The sequence below is a fragment of the Streptomyces longhuiensis genome (assembly GCF_020616555.1).
Taxonomy (GTDB): Bacteria; Actinomycetota; Actinomycetes; order Streptomycetales; family Streptomycetaceae; genus Streptomyces; species Streptomyces longhuiensis.
Genome location: NZ_CP085173.1, coordinates 6,754,140 through 6,772,489 on the forward strand (window position 1 = coordinate 6,754,140; position 18,350 = coordinate 6,772,489).

11 protein-coding genes are annotated in these 18,350 nt (G+C 72.6%); 3 read left to right on the forward strand and 8 right to left on the reverse strand.

Annotated features, from left to right (window positions below; genetic code table 11):
• The first annotated feature begins 166 nt into the window (after positions 1–166).
• On the forward strand, positions 167–3,628 hold the full coding sequence (locus LGI35_RS31165; protein WP_227297574.1) for a serine protease: 3,462 nt from the start codon (positions 167–169) through the stop codon (positions 3,626–3,628).
• A gap of 123 nt (positions 3,629–3,751) precedes the next feature.
• The gene (locus tag LGI35_RS31170; RefSeq protein WP_227297575.1) at positions 3,752–4,705 is read left to right on the forward strand and encodes a bifunctional riboflavin kinase/FAD synthetase; all 954 of its coding nucleotides are present in this window, start codon (positions 3,752–3,754) and stop codon (positions 4,703–4,705) included.
• A gap of 51 nt (positions 4,706–4,756) precedes the next feature.
• Here LGI35_RS31170 and LGI35_RS31175 read toward each other — a convergent pair whose 3' ends face one another.
• The 8 genes from LGI35_RS31175 to eccE all read right to left on the reverse strand — a co-directional run bounded on the left by LGI35_RS31175 (position 4,757) and on the right by eccE (position 16,624).
• The gene (locus tag LGI35_RS31175) at positions 4,757–5,755 is read right to left on the reverse strand and encodes an oligopeptide/dipeptide ABC transporter ATP-binding protein (protein WP_227297576.1); all 999 of its coding nucleotides are present in this window, start codon (positions 5,753–5,755) and stop codon (positions 4,757–4,759) included.
• On the reverse strand, positions 5,752–6,753 hold the full coding sequence (locus LGI35_RS31180; protein ID WP_227297579.1) for an ABC transporter ATP-binding protein: 1,002 nt from the start codon (positions 6,751–6,753) through the stop codon (positions 5,752–5,754). The genes LGI35_RS31175 and LGI35_RS31180 overlap by 4 nt, the downstream gene beginning before the upstream one ends.
• Positions 6,750–7,694, reverse strand: coding sequence for an ABC transporter permease (locus LGI35_RS31185; RefSeq protein WP_227297580.1), 945 nt, complete (start codon positions 7,692–7,694; stop codon positions 6,750–6,752). Before LGI35_RS31185 ends, LGI35_RS31180 begins: the two co-directional genes overlap by 4 nt.
• Positions 7,691–8,767 (reverse strand): ABC transporter permease, encoded by a 1,077-nt coding sequence (locus LGI35_RS31190; RefSeq protein ID WP_227297582.1) that lies wholly within the window; start codon positions 8,765–8,767, stop codon positions 7,691–7,693. The genes LGI35_RS31185 and LGI35_RS31190 overlap by 4 nt, the downstream gene beginning before the upstream one ends.
• A 76-nt stretch (positions 8,768–8,843) precedes the next feature.
• The gene (locus tag LGI35_RS31195; RefSeq protein WP_227297584.1) at positions 8,844–10,748 is read right to left on the reverse strand and encodes an ABC transporter substrate-binding protein; all 1,905 of its coding nucleotides are present in this window, start codon (positions 10,746–10,748) and stop codon (positions 8,844–8,846) included.
• A gap of 330 nt (positions 10,749–11,078) precedes the next feature.
• On the reverse strand, positions 11,079–14,108 hold the full coding sequence (locus LGI35_RS31200; RefSeq protein ID WP_227297585.1) for an SCO5717 family growth-regulating ATPase: 3,030 nt from the start codon (positions 14,106–14,108) through the stop codon (positions 11,079–11,081).
• A gap of 336 nt (positions 14,109–14,444) precedes the next feature.
• Positions 14,445–15,263, reverse strand: a complete 819-nt coding sequence (locus LGI35_RS31205; protein WP_227297587.1) for a hypothetical protein — start codon at positions 15,261–15,263, stop codon at positions 14,445–14,447.
• Positions 15,263–16,624, reverse strand: a complete 1,362-nt coding sequence (gene eccE / locus LGI35_RS31210; protein WP_227297588.1) for a type VII secretion protein EccE — start codon at positions 16,622–16,624, stop codon at positions 15,263–15,265. The genes LGI35_RS31205 and eccE overlap by 1 nt, the downstream gene beginning before the upstream one ends.
• A 179-nt stretch (positions 16,625–16,803) precedes the next feature.
• On the opposite strand from eccE, the gene eccB reads away from it, so the two are divergent.
• Positions 16,804–18,339 carry a type VII secretion protein EccB gene (eccB, locus tag LGI35_RS31215; RefSeq protein WP_227297589.1) on the forward strand — a complete coding sequence of 512 codons (1,536 nt, stop codon included), beginning with the start codon at positions 16,804–16,806 and terminating at the stop codon, positions 18,337–18,339.
• Positions 18,340–18,350: the final 11 nt, after the last annotated feature.

Genomic DNA, 18,350 nt, shown 5'->3' on the forward strand with positions numbered 1-18,350 from the left:
TCCCCCCTCCAAGGGTCTATCCATCACCCCTGATCTGTTCACCCCTTCGGGCGGGCGCTCGGAGTGAACCGAGGGAGTGGAAGGGGGCGCGTTCGCTCCGGCGCCTGTTCCGCTGATCACCGTGCGCCTACCGTCGGTCCTACGGGGCGTGGCGGGAGGTTCGACGATGGCGGGACGTGGCCCCCGGGCCGGCGACGGGGACGCGACGGGTCCCGGGACCGGGCCGCTCCTCGTCCATGTCTTCGATCTGGCCGGACGCCCGCGCGGCGTCGGCTTCGTCGCCGACGACCACGGCACCGTCGTCACCAGCCATGAAGTGGTCGACGGACTCGGCCGCGTCGTGCTGCGCGCGCCCGGCGGGATCACCTGCGTCGTGGGCGCCGCAGACGTGGTCCCGCTGCCCGAGTCGGCCCTCGCGCTCATCCGCACCGACGCGACGGAAGGCCTGGGGATGCGCCCGCTGCCGGTGGCCGTCCGGGGCCCGGCCGGAGCGGGGGCCTATGTGCGGATCGCCGCCGGGGGCTGGCGCGAGGCGCGCGTCCTCGGTCATGCCGACGTCACGTACACCGCGACCGACCGCTTCCACATCGTTCCCGGGGCCATGGAGCTGGCCATCGGCACGGACGGCCGCGACGCGCTGCGCCTCGGGGGAGGGGCGGCCGGGGGACCTGTCGTCGACGCCGCTTCGGGTGCCGTCCTCGCCGTTCTCGGGACCGCGCTCGAGGCCGGGCATCGGGCCGCCGCCGGATTCGCCGTGCCGCTGCGGGAGGCCGCTGCGGCCGACCCGCAGGGGCCCCTCGCCGCGCTCCTCGCGCGGAACGCGGCCACCGTGCCGGTGTACGGGGACGATCTCAATCTGGCGGGCGCGCTCCAGCTGACGGCCACGTCGGTCGGGTCCGACGGGCCGGGTGCGGTCCTCGGCCCGGAGCCGGTCGAACGGCCCGAAGTGGCAAGGGAGTTCGCCGCGTTCGAGGCGTCCGGCGCGGCGGTCCTGGCCCTCGTGGGAGCGCCGGGCAGTGGCCGTACGACGGAGCTCGCCGCCTGTGCCGCGCGACGCGGCCGCGGGGCCCACCCCGCCCCCACCCTCTGGCTGCGCGGCGCGGACCTGCACGGCGACGACCGGAGCGTGGCCGACGCCGCGAGGCGGGCGCTGGTCAGGGCCGGGCGCATCGTCGCGGCGTCACTGCCCGGGGCCGTACCCGGACAGACCGGCGAGCCCGGGGGCCCGGAGCCCAGCGGCGTCGGTGTCGGCGATGTGTCGCCGGAGCGGATCGCGGCGCCCGCGCGCGCCGCCGGCCGGCCCCTCGTACTGCTGCTCGACGGGCCCGAGGAGATGCCGCCCGTCCTGGCGCACCGGCTGGCGGAGTGGACCGAGGGCACGACGCGCTGGCTGCGGGAGACCGGCGTGCGGCTCGTCGTGGCGTGCCGGGGGGAGTACTGGGAGCGCGCGGGCGTACTGTTCCCGCCTGATGTGCTGTACGGACGCGCCGGGCGGCTGCCCGCCTGTGTCCCGCTGGGGGAGCTGACCGGGGACCAGGCCCGCGTGGCGCGGGAGCGGTACGGGCTGCCCGAGGACGCGCTCGCCGGCCGCGACGCGCGGCATCCGCTCGCGCTGCGGCTGCTCGCCGAGGTGCGGGCCGCGCTGCCCGGGCCCCCGCCGGGGAGCGCCGACCGGGACGCCGTCTTCGCCGCCTATCTCGACCTCATGTGCCTGCGGGTGGCGGTGCGCCTCGCCGATGTGAACGGGCTGCGCGGCACGGCCGTGCGCAGGCTCGCCGCCCGGGTGTCCGGGCAGGTCCACGAGGCGGCGCGGCGCTGCCTGGGGCCGGGGCAGGGCGAGCTGGACCGGGAGGCGTTCGAGGAGGTGTTCCCCTGGGGCGCGCTGCCGGGGCGCCGCGGCGGAGGCGTCACGGCGTGGGCCCCGGCCGTCCTCACCGAAGGCGTACTCGTCCCCGCGGGGCGCGGCTACCGGTTCGCGCACGAGGAGGTCGCCGACTGGATCCAGGGCATGCACCTGGACCTGGACGAGGCGCTGCGGGCACTCGTGCACCGCGACCGGGACGCCGTCCGGGCCGCGCCCACGGTGCCCGTGCCCCGGCACCGCGCGGGCCCCGTCGTCCAGGCCCTCCTCCTCGTCGAACGCCAGCAGGGACCGGCCCAACTGGGCGTACACCTGGCTGAGTTGGCGCTCAGATCTCTCACGCCCGGCGACGCCGACGCCTCCTGGTGGGCCGCCCACCTCGTCGAGGAGGCGCTCCTGCGCGTGCCCGACGCCACTCCCTATCTCGGGGTGCTCGAACCGCTCGCCGACCGTGGACGCCTCGACCCCTCGTTCTGGCGCCGGATCCCCGTCACGGACGCCGACCGCCTCGGTCTCCTGCGCCGCCTCGTCGTGCACGATCCGCCGCCCGGGAGCCACGACCGCCACCTGGACACCGTCGCCGACCTGCTCACCGCCGACCCGGCCGGCGTCCAGGTCCACCTCACCCGCTGGTTCGACGACGCGCGGCCGCTGCCCGCCCTCCCCGACGCGACCGTCGCCACCGCGGCCCAGGCGCTCCTGCACACCCACCGGCACCGCGCCGTCGACGACCTCACCGAGGCCCTCGCCGACTGCGCGCACCCGCACGCCCACGAACTGCTCGCCGTGCTCGCCGACGAGGAGCCGTCGGCGCTGTGTCGCGCCGTCGACCGCTGGGCCCACGACGAGCGCCCCGCCCGCCGCGCGTCCGCCGTCACCTACGCCCTGCGGGTCGCCCCGCACGTCACCACCGACGCCGATCGCGGCCTGCTGCGCTACGCCGCGCTCGCCCTGCTCGCCCGCACCACCGACAGCGCCCGGCACGGCGCCGCGCTCGCCCTCCTCGTGCGCGACCCGCAGACCCGCGACGCCTATCTGACGCGCGCCCTGGAGCGGTTCGCGGAGGGCGATGCCCAGTTGCCCGTGAGCGCGCTGGCCGCCGCGCTTGCCACGCACCCGGAGCCGGTTCTGGGCGCCTTCCGGGCCCGTGTGCGGGAGCCGGGCGGTGCGGCCGACGTGCTGGGGACGCTCGCCGGCGTGACCGCGCCCGCGCTCGCGCGGCGGGCGGCCGCCCTCGTGCAGGACCTCTCGGCGGACCGGCCCGACGCCGCTCAGGACGTCGCCGCGTACGTCGACCGGTGCCTGGAGCACGGGCCGGCCGGGCGGGCGGTGCTCTTTCCCCTCGTCACAGGGCTGCTCCGGACCTGTCCGGCCCCCGGGCGGGCCGCGCTCGCGCCCGTACTCGCCGCGCCCGGCACGGGCGCCTCACGGGCCCTGCGTGGCGAGCTCCTCGACGTACTGCTCGCCCACGAGGACGACCCGGACGTGCTCGACGCCGTCCTGCGGACCGCCGCCCGCAGCGCCGGGGGCGCCGGAGCGAACCGCACCCGCGACCTGGTGCGGCGCACCGGACAGCGGCTCGTCCGCACTCCGGAGGGAGCCGCCCGCTTCGACCGCGCCCTCGTCGAGTTCGCCGACTCGGTGCCCGGGTTCGCCGCCCTCCTCGTCCAGTGGCTGGCGGGGGCGCCGCGCGAGTGGGCCGCCCTCGTCGGGCCGAGCGCCCGCCGCGTGATCGGGGGTCTGGCCGGGGTACGCGTACCCGCCTGACCTGCCCCGGCCGGTACGGCGCCTCCCGATGCGGGGCGTGGGCGCTCGGCATGGCACTCTTAGACCTGCGTATTCGGCAAAGAGACGTAACAGTCGTACACAGGTTCGCGAGGAGCAATCACCGTGCAGCGCTGGCGTGGCTTGGAGGACATCCCCCAGGACTGGGGGCGCAGCGTCGTCACCATCGGCTCCTACGACGGAGTGCACCGCGGCCATCAGTTGATCATCGGCCGGGCCGTCGAACGGGCCCGTGAGCTCGGTGTGCCCGCCGTCGTGGTCACCTTCGACCCGCACCCCAGCGAGGTCGTGCGCCCCGGCAGCCACCCTCCGCTGCTCGCCCCGCACCACCGGCGCGCGGAACTGATGGCCGAGCTCGGCGTCGACGCCCTGCTGATCCTGCCGTTCACCACCGAGTTCTCCAAGCTGTCGCCGGCCGAGTTCGTCGCGAAGGTCCTGGTCGACAAGCTGCACGCGCGCCTCGTCGTCGAGGGGCCGAACTTCCGCTTCGGCCACCGCGCCGCGGGCAATGTCGCGTTCCTCGCCGAGCAGGGCACGACGTACGACTTCGAGGTCGAGGTCGTCGACCTGTACGTGAGCGGCTCGGCGGGCGGCGGCGAGCCCTTCTCGTCCACGCTGACCCGCCGGCTCGTCGCCGAAGGCGACATGGAGGGTGCGCGCGAGATCCTCGGCCGCCCGCACCGCGTCGAGGGCGTGGTCGTGCGCGGCGCCCAGCGCGGCCGTGAGCTGGGCTTCCCGACCGCCAACGTCGAGACGCTCCCGCACACCGCGATCCCGGCGGACGGCGTCTACGCCGGCTGGCTGCACGTCGGGGACGAGGCGATGCCCGCCGCGATCTCCGTGGGCACCAACCCGCAGTTCGACGGCACCGAGCGCACCGTCGAGGCGTACGCCATCGACCGGGTGGGCCTCGACCTGTACGGCCTGCACGTGGCCGTGGACTTCCTCGCCTATGTGCGCGGGATGGCCAAGTTCGACTCGATCGACGCGCTCCTGGTCGCCATCGCGGACGACGTGAAGCGGTCGCGGGAGCTCATTGAGGCGTACGACGGCAAGTGACCCGGGCGTGGGCGGAGGTCTCGGGGGCCGCTGCCCCCGGACCCCCGGTCCTCAAACGCCGGACGGGCTGACTTGTGCCGTCGCCCAGTGGCATGCCACCTGGGTCTCGCTCGCGCCCGACAGCACAGGCAGGTCCTCCCCTCGGCAGCGGTCCGCCACCCCCGCCCGTTCCGCCTCGCCCGACGCCAGGATCTGGCAGCGGGCGTGGAAGCGGCAGCCGGACGGGATGCGGGACGGGTCCGGGGGCTCACCCGTGAGGACCACCGGGTCGCCCGGCGCTTCCGGCAGAACCGACAACAGGGCCTGCGTGTACGGGTGTTGAGGTGCCGTCAGGACCTCCTCAACCGTTCCCGTCTCCACGATCCGGCCCAGGTACATCACCGCGACCCGGTCCGCGATGTTCCAGGCGAGTCCCAGGTCGTGCGTCACCACGAGCGCGGACAGGCCCAGTTCGTCGCGCAGCTTCAGCAGCAGGGCGAGGATTTCGCCCCGCACCGACGCGTCCAGGGACGCCACCGGCTCGTCCGCGACGATCAGTTCCGGGTCCAGGACCAGCGCACCCGCGATCACCACGCGCTGGCGCTGGCCGCCCGACAGCTCGTGCGGGTAGCGCAGGAAGAAGCGGTCCGGCGGGCGAAGTCCCGCTCGTGACAAGGCGTTCGCCACCGCCTCGCGCTCGTCGCCCGCGTACCCGTGGATGCGCAGGCCCTCGGCCACCGCGTCGTACACCGTGTGCCGCGGGTTCAGCGAACCGCTGGGGTCCTGGAGGACAAGCTGCACGCGCTTGCGGTACGCCTTGAGGGCGCGCGAGGAGTAGTCGAGGGGCTTCCCGTCGAACGTGACGCGGCCGGACGTCGGCGGTACCAGGCCGAGCAGGGAGCGGGCGAGCGTCGTCTTGCCGCAGCCCGACTCGCCCACCAGGGCCACGATCTCTCCGGGCGCGATGTCGAGGTCGACGCCGTCCACGGCCCGCGCGGGATCCGCGCCCCGGCGGCCGGGGAAGGTGACGTGCAGCGCGCCGGCCGTGAGCAGGGGGGACGTACTGGTCATGCTGTGGTGCTCCTTGCCTCGGTGCCGGCGGCGTCGTCCGGATCGATGGCGCCGCCCACGTGCACACAGGCCGCCCGCCGGCCCGTGGCCGCGGCCCGTAGTTCCGGGTCCTCGGTGATGCAGCTGTCGAGCGCCACCGGGCAGCGCGGGTGGAACGTGCAGCCCGTGGGCAGCGCCGACGGGTCGGGCGGGTCGCCGGGCAGACCGCGCGGCGCGAACCGGGACGCGGCGTCGCCGATCCGCGGGAACGCCGCCGACAGGGCCTTCCCGTAAGGGTGTTGCGCGTTCTCGTAGACCTCGGAGGCGGGGCCCTCCTCGACGACGCGGCCCGCGTACATCACCGCGAGCCGGTCGCAGGTGTCCGAGAGGACCGCGAGGTCGTGGCTGATCATGATGAGGCCGAGGTCCTGATCGGACACGAGCTGCTCGATCAGGCGCAGGATCTGCGCCTGGATCATCACGTCGAGCGCCGTCGTCGGCTCGTCCGCGATGATCAGGCCCGGGTCGCAGGCGAGCGCCATCGCGATCATCACGCGCTGGCGCTGGCCGCCGGACAGCTCGTGCGGATACGCGTCCGCGCGGGCGGCGGGCAGGCCGACGTGCTCCAGGAGCTCCGCGACCTTCTTCTTCGCGCCCGCGGGCGTCGCCTTCTTGTGCAGCAGGATCGGCTCGGCGATCTGGTCCCCGATGCGGTGCACCGCGTTGAGCGAGTGCATCGCGCCCTGGAACACGATCGAGGCGCCGGCCCAGCGCACCGCCCTGACCTGGCCCCACTTCATCGTGAGGACGTCCTCGCCGTTGAGCAGGATCTCGCCGGAGACCCTCGTGCCGGCCGGCAGGAGACGCAGCAGCGCGAGCGCGAGCGTCGACTTGCCGCAGCCGGACTCGCCGGCGATGCCGAGCTTCTGGCCCGCGTCGACGCTGAGGTTCACTCCGCGGACGGCCCGTGCCCCGCCCGCGTACGTCACTTCGAGGTTTCTGACGTCGAGAAGGCTCACCTGGCCACCCCCAGCTTCGGATTGAGGACGGCTTCGATGGCGCGGCCGCACAGCGTGAACGCGAGCGCGACCAGCGCGATGGCGAGTCCGGGAGGCGCGAGATACCACCAGTCGCCCGCGCTGACCGCGCCCGCCTCGCGCGCGTCCTGGAGCATGCCGCCCCATGACGTGATCGTCGGGTCGCCGAGGCCGAGGAAGGCGAGCGTGGCCTCGGTGAGGATCGCACTGGAGATCACGAGCGTGGTCTGCGCGAGGACGAGCGGCATCACGTTCGGCAGGACGTGGCGCAGCATGATGTGCCCGTGCCCGCCGCCGAGCGCGCGGGCCCGCTCGATGTACGGCCGCGACTCCACGGCGAGCGTCTGGGCGCGCACCAGGCGGGCCGTCGTCGGCCACGTCGTCACGCCGATCGCCAGGATGACCGTCCAGATGGAGCGGGACATCACGGTGGCGAGCGCGATCGCGAGGACCAGCGTCGGCATCACGAGGAACCAGTCGGTGACCCGCATCAGGACCGTCGAGTACCAGCCGCGGAAGTGGCCGGCGACGATGCCGACGACCGTGCCGATCGCCACGCACAGGAATGCGGCCAGCAGCCCCACGGTGAGGGACACACGGGCGCCCCACACCAGCAGCGCGAGCACACTGCGGCCGAACTGGTCGGTGCCGAGCGGGAATTCACCGCTGGGCGCCTCAAGTGCGCCGCCTGGCGCGTCGGTGACGCTCTGTGAGTCCGCGCCGACGAGCAGGGGCGCGCAGATCGCGATGAGGGCGATCAGGACCAGCCCGCCGAGACCCCACAGCCCGCTGCGGTGGGTGCGGTACTCGCGCCAGAAGCGGGCGGCGGAGCGGCGCTTGCGGGCGCGCGCCAGCGACCGCGCGCTCTTCTCGGCCGGCGGCGGGAGCTGCGCGGTGTCGAGGTCGTTCGTGTCGGCAGTCATCGGCCCACCCGGGGATCGAGCAGCGGATACAGCACGTCGGCGAGGGTGTTCGCCAGGATCACCGCGGTGGCGAAGACGAAGAACAGCCCTTGGACGAGCGGCAGGTCGGGCACGCTGAGTGCCGAGTAGAAGAGGCCGCCGAGGCCGGGCCAGGAGAAGACCGTCTCGACGAGGATCTGACCGGCCACGACGTGCCCGAGGTTCACGAACATCAGCGTGAACGTGGGCAGCATCGCGTTCGGGACCGCGTGCTTGCGGCGTACGACGTCGTCGCGCAGGCCCTTCGCGCGCGCCGTCGTCAGATAGTCGCTGCCCATCTCGTCGAGCAGCGAGGAGCGCATCACGAGGAGCGTCTGCGCGTAGCCGACCGCCACCAGCGTGACCACCGGCAGGACCAGATGGTGCGCGACGTCCAGGACGTACGCGAACCCGCTCTCGCCGCCGGACTCCAGACCGCCCGTCGGGAAGAGACCCGGGATCGGTCCCAGTCCCACCGAGAAGACGATGATGAGGAGCAGACCGAGCCAGAACGACGGGATCGAGTAGAGCGTGAGGGCGAACGCGGTGTTGAAGCGGTCGCTGCGCGACCCGTTGCGCCACGCGGTGCGCGTGCCGAGCCAGATGCCGAGCGCGGTGTAGAGGACGTACGCCGTGCCGGTCAGGAGCAGCGTCGCCGGGAGCGCCTCGGTGATCTTGTCGATGACCGGGGTGTGGAACTGGTACGACGTGCCGAAGTCGCCGGTCAGCGCGTCACCGATGTAGTTGGTGAACTGCTGCCACATCGGCAGGTCGAGGCCGAACTGGTGGCGGAGCGCTTCGAGCTGCTGCGCCGAGACACGGCGCCCGCCGGTCATCTGCTTCACCGGATCGCTGGGGATCAGGCGGAACAGGAAGAAGCTGGTGACCAGGACCGCGAAGAGCGACACGATCGCTCCCGCGATCTTGCCCGCCACGTACTGGAGATAGGCCTTGGTGTTGCGCGCCCGTGGACCGCGGGCCGCCGACGGCCCGGCTTGCGCCGGGCCGTCGGTGTCCGCACTCTGCACGAGCGCCGGAGTGCTCTCTGCTGTCATGTGGAACTCTCGTTACTCGTGCGGTACTTGCGACGCCTGCGGACGGAGGTGACGCGTTCTCTCGTGACGGGTGCTGCTACTCGCGGTCGTCCGCCGAGGTGCGGCGGCGCCGCGCGAGGAGCAGCCCGCCACCGCCGAGGACGACGACGGCCGCGACGATACCGATGATCACGCCGGTCGAGCCGGAACCGTCGCCGCCGCTGCCCTTCGCGTCGCTCGTGCCGTCCGCCGGAACGGCCGACCACCAGCTCCAGTACCCGTCCTGGCCGTAGATGTTGCCGGCCGCGGTGGGCATGGTCTGGATCGACTTGATCTGGTCGGTGCGGTAGGCCTCGACGGCGTTCGGGTACGCGATGACGTTCATGTACCCGGAGTCGTACAGCCACGACTCCATCTGCTTGACGATGTCCGCGCGCTTGGCCGGGTCGTACTCGGCGAGCTGCTTCTTGTACAGGTCGTCGTACGTCTTGTCGCAGATGAAGTTGTCCGTCTGGGCGCTCTCCTTGGCCTTGACGGGCAGCGCGGCGCAGGTGTGGATGCCGAGGACGAAGTCCGGGTCGGGGTTGACCGACCAGCCGTCGAACGCGAGGTCGTACTCGCCTGCGTACCAGGGCACCGAGACGTCGTCGAGGCAGTCGACCTTCAGGCCGATGCCGAGCTTGCCCCACCACTCCTTGAGGTACTTGCCGATCGCTTTGTCGTTCGGGTCCGTGGCGTGGCACAGGATGCGGAGGTTCAGCGGCTTGCCGTCCTTGCCGACGCGCTCGCTGCCCTTCATCTTGTAGCCGGCCTCGTCGAGCAGCTTGCCCGCCTTGTCGGGGTCGTACCCGAGGGCCTGGCTGCCGGACGGCTTCCAGAAGTAGTCGCCGAAGCGCGGCGGGATGTAGCCCTCGCCCTCGACGGCGTGGCCCTGGAAGACCTTGTCGACGATCGTCTTGCGGTCGATCGACAGGAACAGCGCCTGGCGCACCTTCTGGTCGAGAAGGGCCTTGTTGCCGTTGCCGAACTTCTTGCGGTCCCTGGTCTGCGCGCCCGGGTTGGTGGCGAGTGCGAAGAAGCGGCGGCCGGGGCCCTCGTTGACCTTGATGTTCGACTCGCCCTTGAGCGAAGCCGCCTGAGCAGGCGTCAGGGCGGGAGAGCCGGCCACGAAGGAGACCTCGCCCTTGCGCAGGGCGGCGACCGCGGCGTCCTGGTCCTTGTACGACTTGAAGACGACCTCGTCGAACTTGGGCGCGCCGCGCCAGAAGTTCTTGTTGGCCTTCAGCTTCACGTACTGGTCGACCTTGTAGTCGGTCAGCACGAACGGGCCGTTGCCGACGATCGGGAAGGTCTTGTCGTTGTTGAACTTCGAGAAGTCCTTGACGTTCTTCCAGATGTGCTCGGGCACGATCGGGACGTCGAGTGCGGCCATCGTGGCCTGCGGCTTCTTCAGCTCGATGACCAGCTTGGTGGCGCTGGGGGCGGTGACCTTCTTGAAGTTGGTGACGAAGCTGCCGTTCGAGGTCGCGGCGCCCTCGTCCGTCATCATCTTGTTGAAGGTGAAGGCGGCGTCGGCGGCGGTGGCCTGCTTGCCGTCGGACCACTTCGAGTCGGACCTGATGGTGTAGGTCCAGGTGAGCTTGTCCGCGGACGGCTTCCACTCGGTGGCGAAGCCCGGGACGGCGTGGTTGTCCTTGGGGTCGTAGTTGGTCAGGTACTCGTACATCATCCGGTGGATGCTCGTACTGACCAGTCGCTGGGCGAGGAACGGGCTCAGCGAGTCGACGCTCTGGGCGAGGGCGACGGTGAGGACCTTCTTGCCGCCGTCGGCCGCCTTGGCCTCTTGGGGTGCGGGGTTGAGCGGCGTGGCGAGGCCGGCCGTCAGGGTGAACGCCGCGGCGCCGGCCGCCAGGAGGACCCGCAGGGTCCGGCGGGGCGCGCGCCGTGGGGAACGGGAGAAGAGCGGAGCGTGTGCTCTCTTGGGCTGATCTTTTGTGTCCATGGGTCGGTGACCTCGCGTCGTTGCTCGCGCAGGAGTGGCAGGTTGATCATGGGACGCCAGCTGGTTGATGTGTGTGTCTATCAGCGGCAGTCTGCGCACGTCAACGGCACATGAACCCCATGTGGCCTGCGGAAATAACGAGTTGACGTGCATTTCACGCACATTGGTCGAGACCTCTGACGCTTTGCAGGCCAGGGCGTGATGCCCGTTGCGCTCAATAATGAGCTCCTGGTGGCTGTTTGACGGTATATCGGCAGACACGGAAAAGGCCCGCACCGTGGTGTCGGTGCGGGCCTTTCGTGTGCCCGGGGGGCCGGGATATCAGCGTTGTTACTGCTGAGGCGGCTGGGGCTGTGCGGTGTACGGGGGGAGGGGCTGGCCGGGCTGGCCGGGGGCGGGCGGCTGACCGGGCGCGGGCTGGCCCGGCTGGGCCGGGGGCTGCTGCTGCCACATCTGCGGGGGCCCGGACTGGCTCGGCTGACCCGGCTGCTGAGCCGGCTGCTGGCCAGGCTGCGGGGGCTGACCGGGCTGCTGCTGGGGCTGGCCGGGGGCGCCGGCCTGTGCCTGGCCGGGCTGCTGCGGATACGGCTGGCCGGGGTAGGGCTGGCCCGGGAACTGCTGCCCCGGAGCGGGCTGTTGACCCGGCGCGGGCGGCTGGGGCGCGCCCGGCTGCCCCGGGTACGGCTGGCCCGGGTAGGGCTGCTGCGCGGGGTACGGCTGCTGCTGGTGGCCCGGCACCGGGGGAGCCATGGTGGGCGGCGGGTTGCCGTCCGACGTCCACAGGCCTTGCTGCTGCTGGGCCCGCGCGAAGTCCTCCGCGACCATCGCCGAGAGGTTGAAGTACGCCTCACGCACCTTGGGCCGCATCATGTCGAGGTCGACCTCGGCGCCGGCCGCGAGGTGCTCGTCGAACGGCACCACCACGACGCCGCGGCACCGCGTCTCGAAGTGCGACACGATGTCGTCGACCTTGATCATCTTGCCGGTCTCGCGGACCCCGGAGATGACCGTGATGGAACGCGACACCAGATCCGCGTACCCGTGCGCCGACAGCCAGTCGAGCGTCGTACTGGCGCTGCTCGCGCCGTCCACGGACGGCGTCGAGATGATGATCAACTGGTCGGCGAGGTCGAGGACGCCGCGCATCGCGGAGTACAGCAGACCGGTGCCGGAGTCGGTCAGGATGATCGGGTACTGCTTGCCGAGCACGTCGATCGCGCTGCGGTAGTCCGTGTCGTTGAACGTCGTCGAGACCGCCGGGTCCACGTCGTTCGCGATGATCTCCAGGCCGGACGGCGCCTGCGAGGTGAACCGCCGGATGTCCATGTACGAGTTGAGGTGCGGGATCGCCTGCACCAGGTCTCGGATGGTCGCCCCGGTCTCACGGCGCACGCGGCGGCCGAGCGTGCCGGCGTCCGGGTTGGCGTCGATCGCGAGGATCTTGTCCTGGCGCTCCGTCGCGAGCGTCGAACCGAGCGCCGTCGTTGTGGTCGTCTTGCCCACGCCGCCCTTGAGGCTGATGACGGCGATCCGGTAGCAGGACAGGACCGGCGTACGGATCAGGTCGAGCTTCCGCTGCCGCTCGGCCTCCTCCTTCTTGCCGCCGAGCTTGAAGCGTGAGTTGTTGCCGCCGGGGCGGGCGCTCTTCGCCTTCTGCTTCTTGTTGTTGAGCAGGCGGTCGGCCGACAGCTCCACGGCCGCCGTGTAGCCGAGCGGCGCACCGCCGACGTTCGTGGGCGTGCGCTGGTCGTGCTGAATGGGCTGCGGCCAGGCACCGCCGGCACGGGGGTCGGCGGGGGGCGCCTGCCCGGGGAAGGGCTGGCCGGGCTGGCCCTGGAACTGGCCGGGCTGACCCTGGACCTGCTGCTCCGGCTGGCCGGGCTGACCGGCGTGGGGGGCCGGGGCCTGCGGCGCGGGCTGCTGCTGGTGCGGCTGCGGCTGCTGGGCGACCGGGGGCTGGGGGCCCGGCTGCTGTGTGTGCGGTGCCGGCGGCTGCTGAGGGTTCTGCTGCGCCGGGAGGTGCGGGGCGGGCGGGGCCGGGGTGTTGGGTCCGGCCGGGTGTCCGTGAGCGGGGGCTCCGGGCTGCGGCTGAGGGAACCCGTAGCCCGTGCCGGGCTGGGGCTGCTGCGGGAATCCGTAACCGCCTTGCGGGGCCGGCGGGTTGGGTGTGCCGGGCTGGGGCTGCTGCGGGAATCCGTAACCGCCTTGCGGGGCGGGCGGGTTGGGCGTGCCCGGCTGGGGCTGCTGGGGGAACCCGTAACCACCCTCCGGAGCAGGCTGGTTCGGTGTGGCGGGTGCGGGCGGCGTCGGCTGCGGGAACCCGTAGCCCTGCTGCGGCGGTGCCGGAGGCGCGGGCTGCTGCGGGTCGCCGGGGGGCGACTGCTGCGGGAAGCCGTAACCACCCTGCGGTGCGGGCGGGGTGTTCTGCGCGGGCCAGGCGGGCTGGGCGGGAGCGGCCTGGGCCGGAACCGGCGCGCCGGGCTGCGGCTGCTGCTGCGCGGGCCACTGCGGGGCCGACGGGGGCGCGGCGGGCTGGAACGCCGGGGGCAGCGGCGGGATACCGTCCTGCGGCACGGGCGGCGGGGCCCAGGCGGCGGGGGCGCCCTGTGCGTCCGGGGTCGCGGGTGTGTCGGCGTCGGCGGGGGCATTGGTGTCCGCGCCCGCGTCGGCCGATGCGTTCGTAGGAGCGGCTTCGGTGGTGTCGGAGCCGGTGTCGTCCGAGCCCTCCGCCTGGGACGCGTCGTCAGAGACGGCCTCGGAGTCGGTGCTGATGGCCGCGGCCTGAGCGGTGTCGGTGTCCCCGTCCTCCGAGGAGTCCGAGGAAACCGCGGAGGCGCTCGCCACCTCGTCGTCCCCGGCGGGCCCTGCCGCGGCGACCACAGCGAAGTCGCCGGAGTCACCGGAGCCGTTCGAGCCACCCGAGTCGGAGCTGGCGGACGCGGCGTCCCCGCCCTGCTCCTCGGCCGTCGGCTCGGCCTTCTGCTCGTCCTGCGCGGCCAGCTCGGCGAACTCCCGCTTCAGCGCGGCCGCGGAGAAGCGCATGGTCGCGCCGCTCTCCAGATCCCCGTTCCCCGAACCCGCGTCCGGCTCGGGAGCCGAAGCGGCGGGCGTGTACGGCGTGTAGGGCGCGGGCGGCGCCGGGGGCGTCACAGGCGCGGGCGCAGGGACGGGAGGCACCGGCGGCGGAGGCGTGGCCGAGGGGGTCTCGCCCGTGCCGGACGACGCGTTCTGCGTGTACCAGGCCGGTGGGGCGTAGTCGATGGTGAACTCGCCCGTCGTCTCAGTGGCGGACTCCGCGTCGGAGTGATCATCGACGGGTGTGTCCCAGCCCCCGCGGATCTCGTCCCGATCGCTGTTCACAATGCCTCCTGGTGTGGTCGAGCACCCTCGTGCCGTGGTGGGGGGCGACCGTTCCTGTCGTCCGATCCGCCGCGCTCTTCCCCTGGGACGCGTACGAGCCACGCGTGGGTTCGCGCGCGCGTCCTGGTCCCAGCCTAATCACCAAAACCACGAGCACGGCAGGCGTGTCCGTCCCGCCGACGCCGTCCAGGAGGTCACACCCGGCCAACAAGTGATGTCCAAGCGATACGGAAGTGACGAACACCCCTCAGTCCGTCACCCGCAAACTGCCCGAATAAGCCGCAAAGAGGACCGAGTTCGATCGCCGGAACGCTCCGCGGAGGCTCCGGGCCGACCTCAGTCCATCCGGCGGGCGTTACCCAACAATCCGGTCTCGGCGTCCGTCGCCTGGGTCATCACGTACTGCCGGTCGCGGTCGGTGCACCACAGAGTGACGCCGTCAGCGAGCGTCGGCAGGGACTCCCACTCGCCGCGCGGCAGCCCGATGACACGGCCGATCTCCGCAGCCTCGTCCGGCGAAACCCGCTGGACCCCGACGAGCCGCGCCTGGCGCATCAACCGGGGCGCCACCGGGCTCAGATAGGGCAGCAGCGTCAGCACGGACTGCCACGGCGCGGAGGCCACCCGCCCGCGCGGCGGCCGCATTCCGCAGTCCCGCACCACGAGCACCGGGCCACCGGCGGACGCGCCCTGCGGCGGCACCCGCCCGACGTCGTGCACCGTCATCCCGGACTGGCCGCCACCGACCGCCTGCACCAACTGTGCCCAGGCCTGTGCCCGCCCGGTCTCCACCGCGACCCGTGCGCCCGTCGCGGCGGCCCGCAGCGCGAGCACCTGAGCCGTCCACAGGCCACCGATGAGCACCATGTCGTAGGGCGTCGGCCGGTTCACCCCGAGCACGGCGGGCTGGCCGTCGGCATCGACGCCGACGACGACACCGTCGTCCCCGATGGGCAGCGCGAGCGAGTCCAACTGCTCTACGGAGAGCGTGTGGCGCTGGTGCCGCGGCCCGAAGAGTCCGAACCCGGTGCGAGGCCTGTCAGTGGCGGCAGGCGCGGGAGCCGCGCCCGCGTTGCCGTTTCCGTACCCGTTGCCGTTCCAGGAGTTTCCGTCCCAGGATCCTGCCCCGGCCGGGGGAGATGACGTCATGGCCATCAGCGCGCACCTCCGAGGGGCAACGTGGCGAGAACTCCAGGGAGTTGTTCGCGGTCGAGCCGGACGAGACCCGTCTTGGCCTGCCGGGCGGCGGTCTCCAGGGACCGCCGGGCCGTGGTCAGCTCGCTGTCGCTGCGCCCCGTGATCCGCATGTGCCCGCAGAGCTGGATGTCCCGCTGGTCACCGCGGGACAGTGTCAGGCTGAACGTCGTGGCCAGCGCGGGCACCGTGGTCAGGAGTGCGACCAACTGGTGCAGAGCGGGCCCGGATCCGCCGAGCTGCGGCCAGCGCCGCACCCAGTACGTGGTGTGTCTGCGGTTGTCGCAGCGCCAGCTGCGGCCGGACTCCTCGGTCCTGCGCTGCGGCAGCTCGCTCCGCCCGGCCTGCGCCGTCACCATGGGGTTGGCGCACGCCGACGTCGCGACGGCGGCCGTGAGCTCCTCCTCCGTCAGCACGCTGGCGCGGAAGCCCGCGCCGGTCAGCCGGCTCGCCAGATGCTGGGCCGCGCGGGCCACGCACTTCTGGGCTCCCGCGGTGCCGCCACCGCGCGCGGCCACGGCCTCCGGGCACAGCTCCGGGTCGAGCTTCAGGGCGATCCATGTGATGCGCACGGCGGGGGAGCCGGTCTGGGCCTGCAGCGGCGCGTAGTTGCTCACCGCCACGGACTGCTGCGGCAGGTGCAGCGCGGGCGCGGGCTGCGTGTGCAGCACGATCTGCGCCGATTCGAGCTGGATGCCGTCGACGTCGAGGGCGTCCCGCACGATCCCTATCGGCAGCGGCCGCCGGGAGCGCTCGGCCCGCAGAGCGGTGGCGTCCGACTCGACCTGGAGCACGGCGGTCAGGAAGCCGCCGTCGCCGACCATGCCGATGGGACGCTGGTCGCGGTCGTCACCTCGGCTGTAGCTGTACGTCCGCAGCGAGGGGTCGCACTCGACGGCGGGCGCGATGCCCGGCTCCGTGCCGGGCGGGACCGGTGTACTCGCCGCACGGCGCTTGCGCGCGCGCAGCGCCAGTACGGTGCCGAGCCACTCGGGCAGAGACCGCCCCCGACGGCGTACGACGGCGAACAGGACGAGGATCACGGCGACGACGCCCGCGGGCACCAGGGCCAGCTTGTCGACGACCGCGGCGCCGACGACCAGCGCGGCGGCGACCTCGATCATCACCATCTGCTGGAGCCGGAACGACCCGGCCCGCCCGGAGCGCGACTTCAGATGAAGCGAGACCGGGCCGGCGGGCGCCGCCGGAGAGCCGGCCCCACCGCCGGACCCTGTCGCCGGCGCACCGTCTCCCGGTCCCGGCCGACCGTTCGACCGCGACCGGGATTGCGACCGCGACCGGGTCCGCGTTGCGGAAGCCATCACTCCAAACCCCCCGAACTCTCCCGAAAATCCCTGACGTACAGGGCCTTTGAAGGCCCCAGCACCCTACCCGTCCCACACGCACAACCACGCAACAGGCATAGTAGGGGCCGGGTCTGACAACGGAGGGCGGGGGACGCAGGTGCCCCCGAGTGCTGCACGGGGAGAAGCGGACACAGATGGCATCACGGCGGGACGAACTCAACGCCTACACCTTCGCGAAGCGTCGTACGCTCGCGTCCTTCCTCCAGCCCTCACCCTCCGGTTCGGAGGAAGGGGCACCGAAGCCGCTGCGTGCGGTGCTGCCGGGCGTCATCGTCGGCATCGTCGTCCTCGCGGTCTTCGGGGCATGGGGGATGTTCAAGCCGACAGCGCCGCCCAAATGGGATGAGACGGCGAAGAACGTGATCGTCGCGAGCAAGTCGACGACGCGGTACGTGGTCCTGAAGACGGACGGCAAGAAACAGCTGCACCCCGTCCTCAACATGGCGTCGGCCAAGCTCCTCGTCGCCCCGAGCGACAACCCCATCGTGACAGTGTCGGAGAAGGTGCTCGACAGCGGCAAGATCCCGCACGGCGCCACGATCGGGATCCCGTACGCCCCCGACCGTCTGCCGCCGGACTCCGAGGCGGAGTCCGCGAAGCGCTGGGCCGTCTGCGAGCGTCCGGGCGAGGGCGGCCGCGCCATCCAGAAGGCGGCGTTCGTCCTCGCGAAGCGGGACGAGACGAAGACCGAGGGCAGCGACGCGAAGCTGCGCGGCGGCGACCTGATGTACGTCGTCGGCCCGGACAAGGCCAAGACCGAGTACGTCGTCGACGCCCATGGCACGGCCTACCGCATCGCCGCCCAGGCCAAGGAGGACAAGCAGCAGCTCCTGCGCGCCCTCGACATCACCGCCGGGACCCAGGAGCCGCAGCGCGTCTCCAGGCAGTGGCTCGACACGCTCCACCAGGGCACCCCGATCTCCTTCCCGACGCTCGAGGGCAAGCCCGGCGACCCCGCCGGCGCGAACAGCACACTCGACGACTCCGCGAACCGGGTCGGCATGGTCCTCAAGACGCCGGACCAGTACTACGTCGTCCTGCCGGGCAAGGTCGCCCCCATCACCGACTTCACCGCGCACCTGCTCCTGTACAGCCCCGCGCTGGTTCCCCTCGCCCAGGGTGGCGAGCCGCTCAAGGTGAGCCCCGGCGCCGTGGTCGCCGGCCAGGGCTTCGGACCCGGCAACTGGCCGAAGTACGCACCGAAGACGGTCAACGAGGCCTCCACCGGGACCGGCAGCCGCAACACCGTCTGCAACGTCCTGAACAAGGTCGACAGCGACAACGGCCGCACCACGCTCAGCACTTGGGCCGGCACGAAGTTCCCCGCGCCCCTTCCCACCGGCTCCTCCAGCGCCTACGTCACCGCCGGATCGGGCCAGCTCTACCGCCAGTTCCAGGGCACGGAGACCGCTGTGGGCCCCGTCTTCCTGGTCACCGACACGGGCCTCCGCTACGCGATGCAGTCCAACAGCGACAGCGGCGCGGACGATGCGGGCATCGGCACCACGGAGAAGCAGCGCAAGGACCAGCGCCAGCAGGCCAAACTGGCGGTGACCAGCCTCGGCTACGACAAGGTGGACCCGGCGCCGATCCCGGTCGCCTGGTCGGAGTTCCTGCCCACGGGCCCGCGCCTGTCCACGACAGCGGCCCGCCAGCCGCAGGGCTCCTAGGGCCGGGGGAC

Coding starts and splice junctions, on each gene's coding strand:
- LGI35_RS31195 (WP_227297584.1), bottom strand. CDS start 10,748: ATGGACACAAAAGATCAGCCCAAGAGAGCACACGCTCCGCTCTTCTCC.
- eccB (WP_227297589.1), top strand. CDS start 16,804: ATGGCATCACGGCGGGACGAACTCAACGCCTACACCTTCGCGAAGCGT.
- LGI35_RS31190 (WP_227297582.1), bottom strand. CDS start 8,767: ATGACAGCAGAGAGCACTCCGGCGCTCGTGCAGAGTGCGGACACCGAC.
- LGI35_RS31175 (WP_227297576.1), bottom strand. CDS start 5,755: ATGACCAGTACGTCCCCCCTGCTCACGGCCGGCGCGCTGCACGTCACC.
- LGI35_RS31165 (WP_227297574.1), top strand. CDS start 167: ATGGCGGGACGTGGCCCCCGGGCCGGCGACGGGGACGCGACGGGTCCC.
- LGI35_RS31185 (WP_227297580.1), bottom strand. CDS start 7,694: ATGACTGCCGACACGAACGACCTCGACACCGCGCAGCTCCCGCCGCCG.
- LGI35_RS31205 (WP_227297587.1), bottom strand. CDS start 15,263: ATGGCCATGACGTCATCTCCCCCGGCCGGGGCAGGATCCTGGGACGGA.
- eccE (WP_227297588.1), bottom strand. CDS start 16,624: ATGGCTTCCGCAACGCGGACCCGGTCGCGGTCGCAATCCCGGTCGCGG.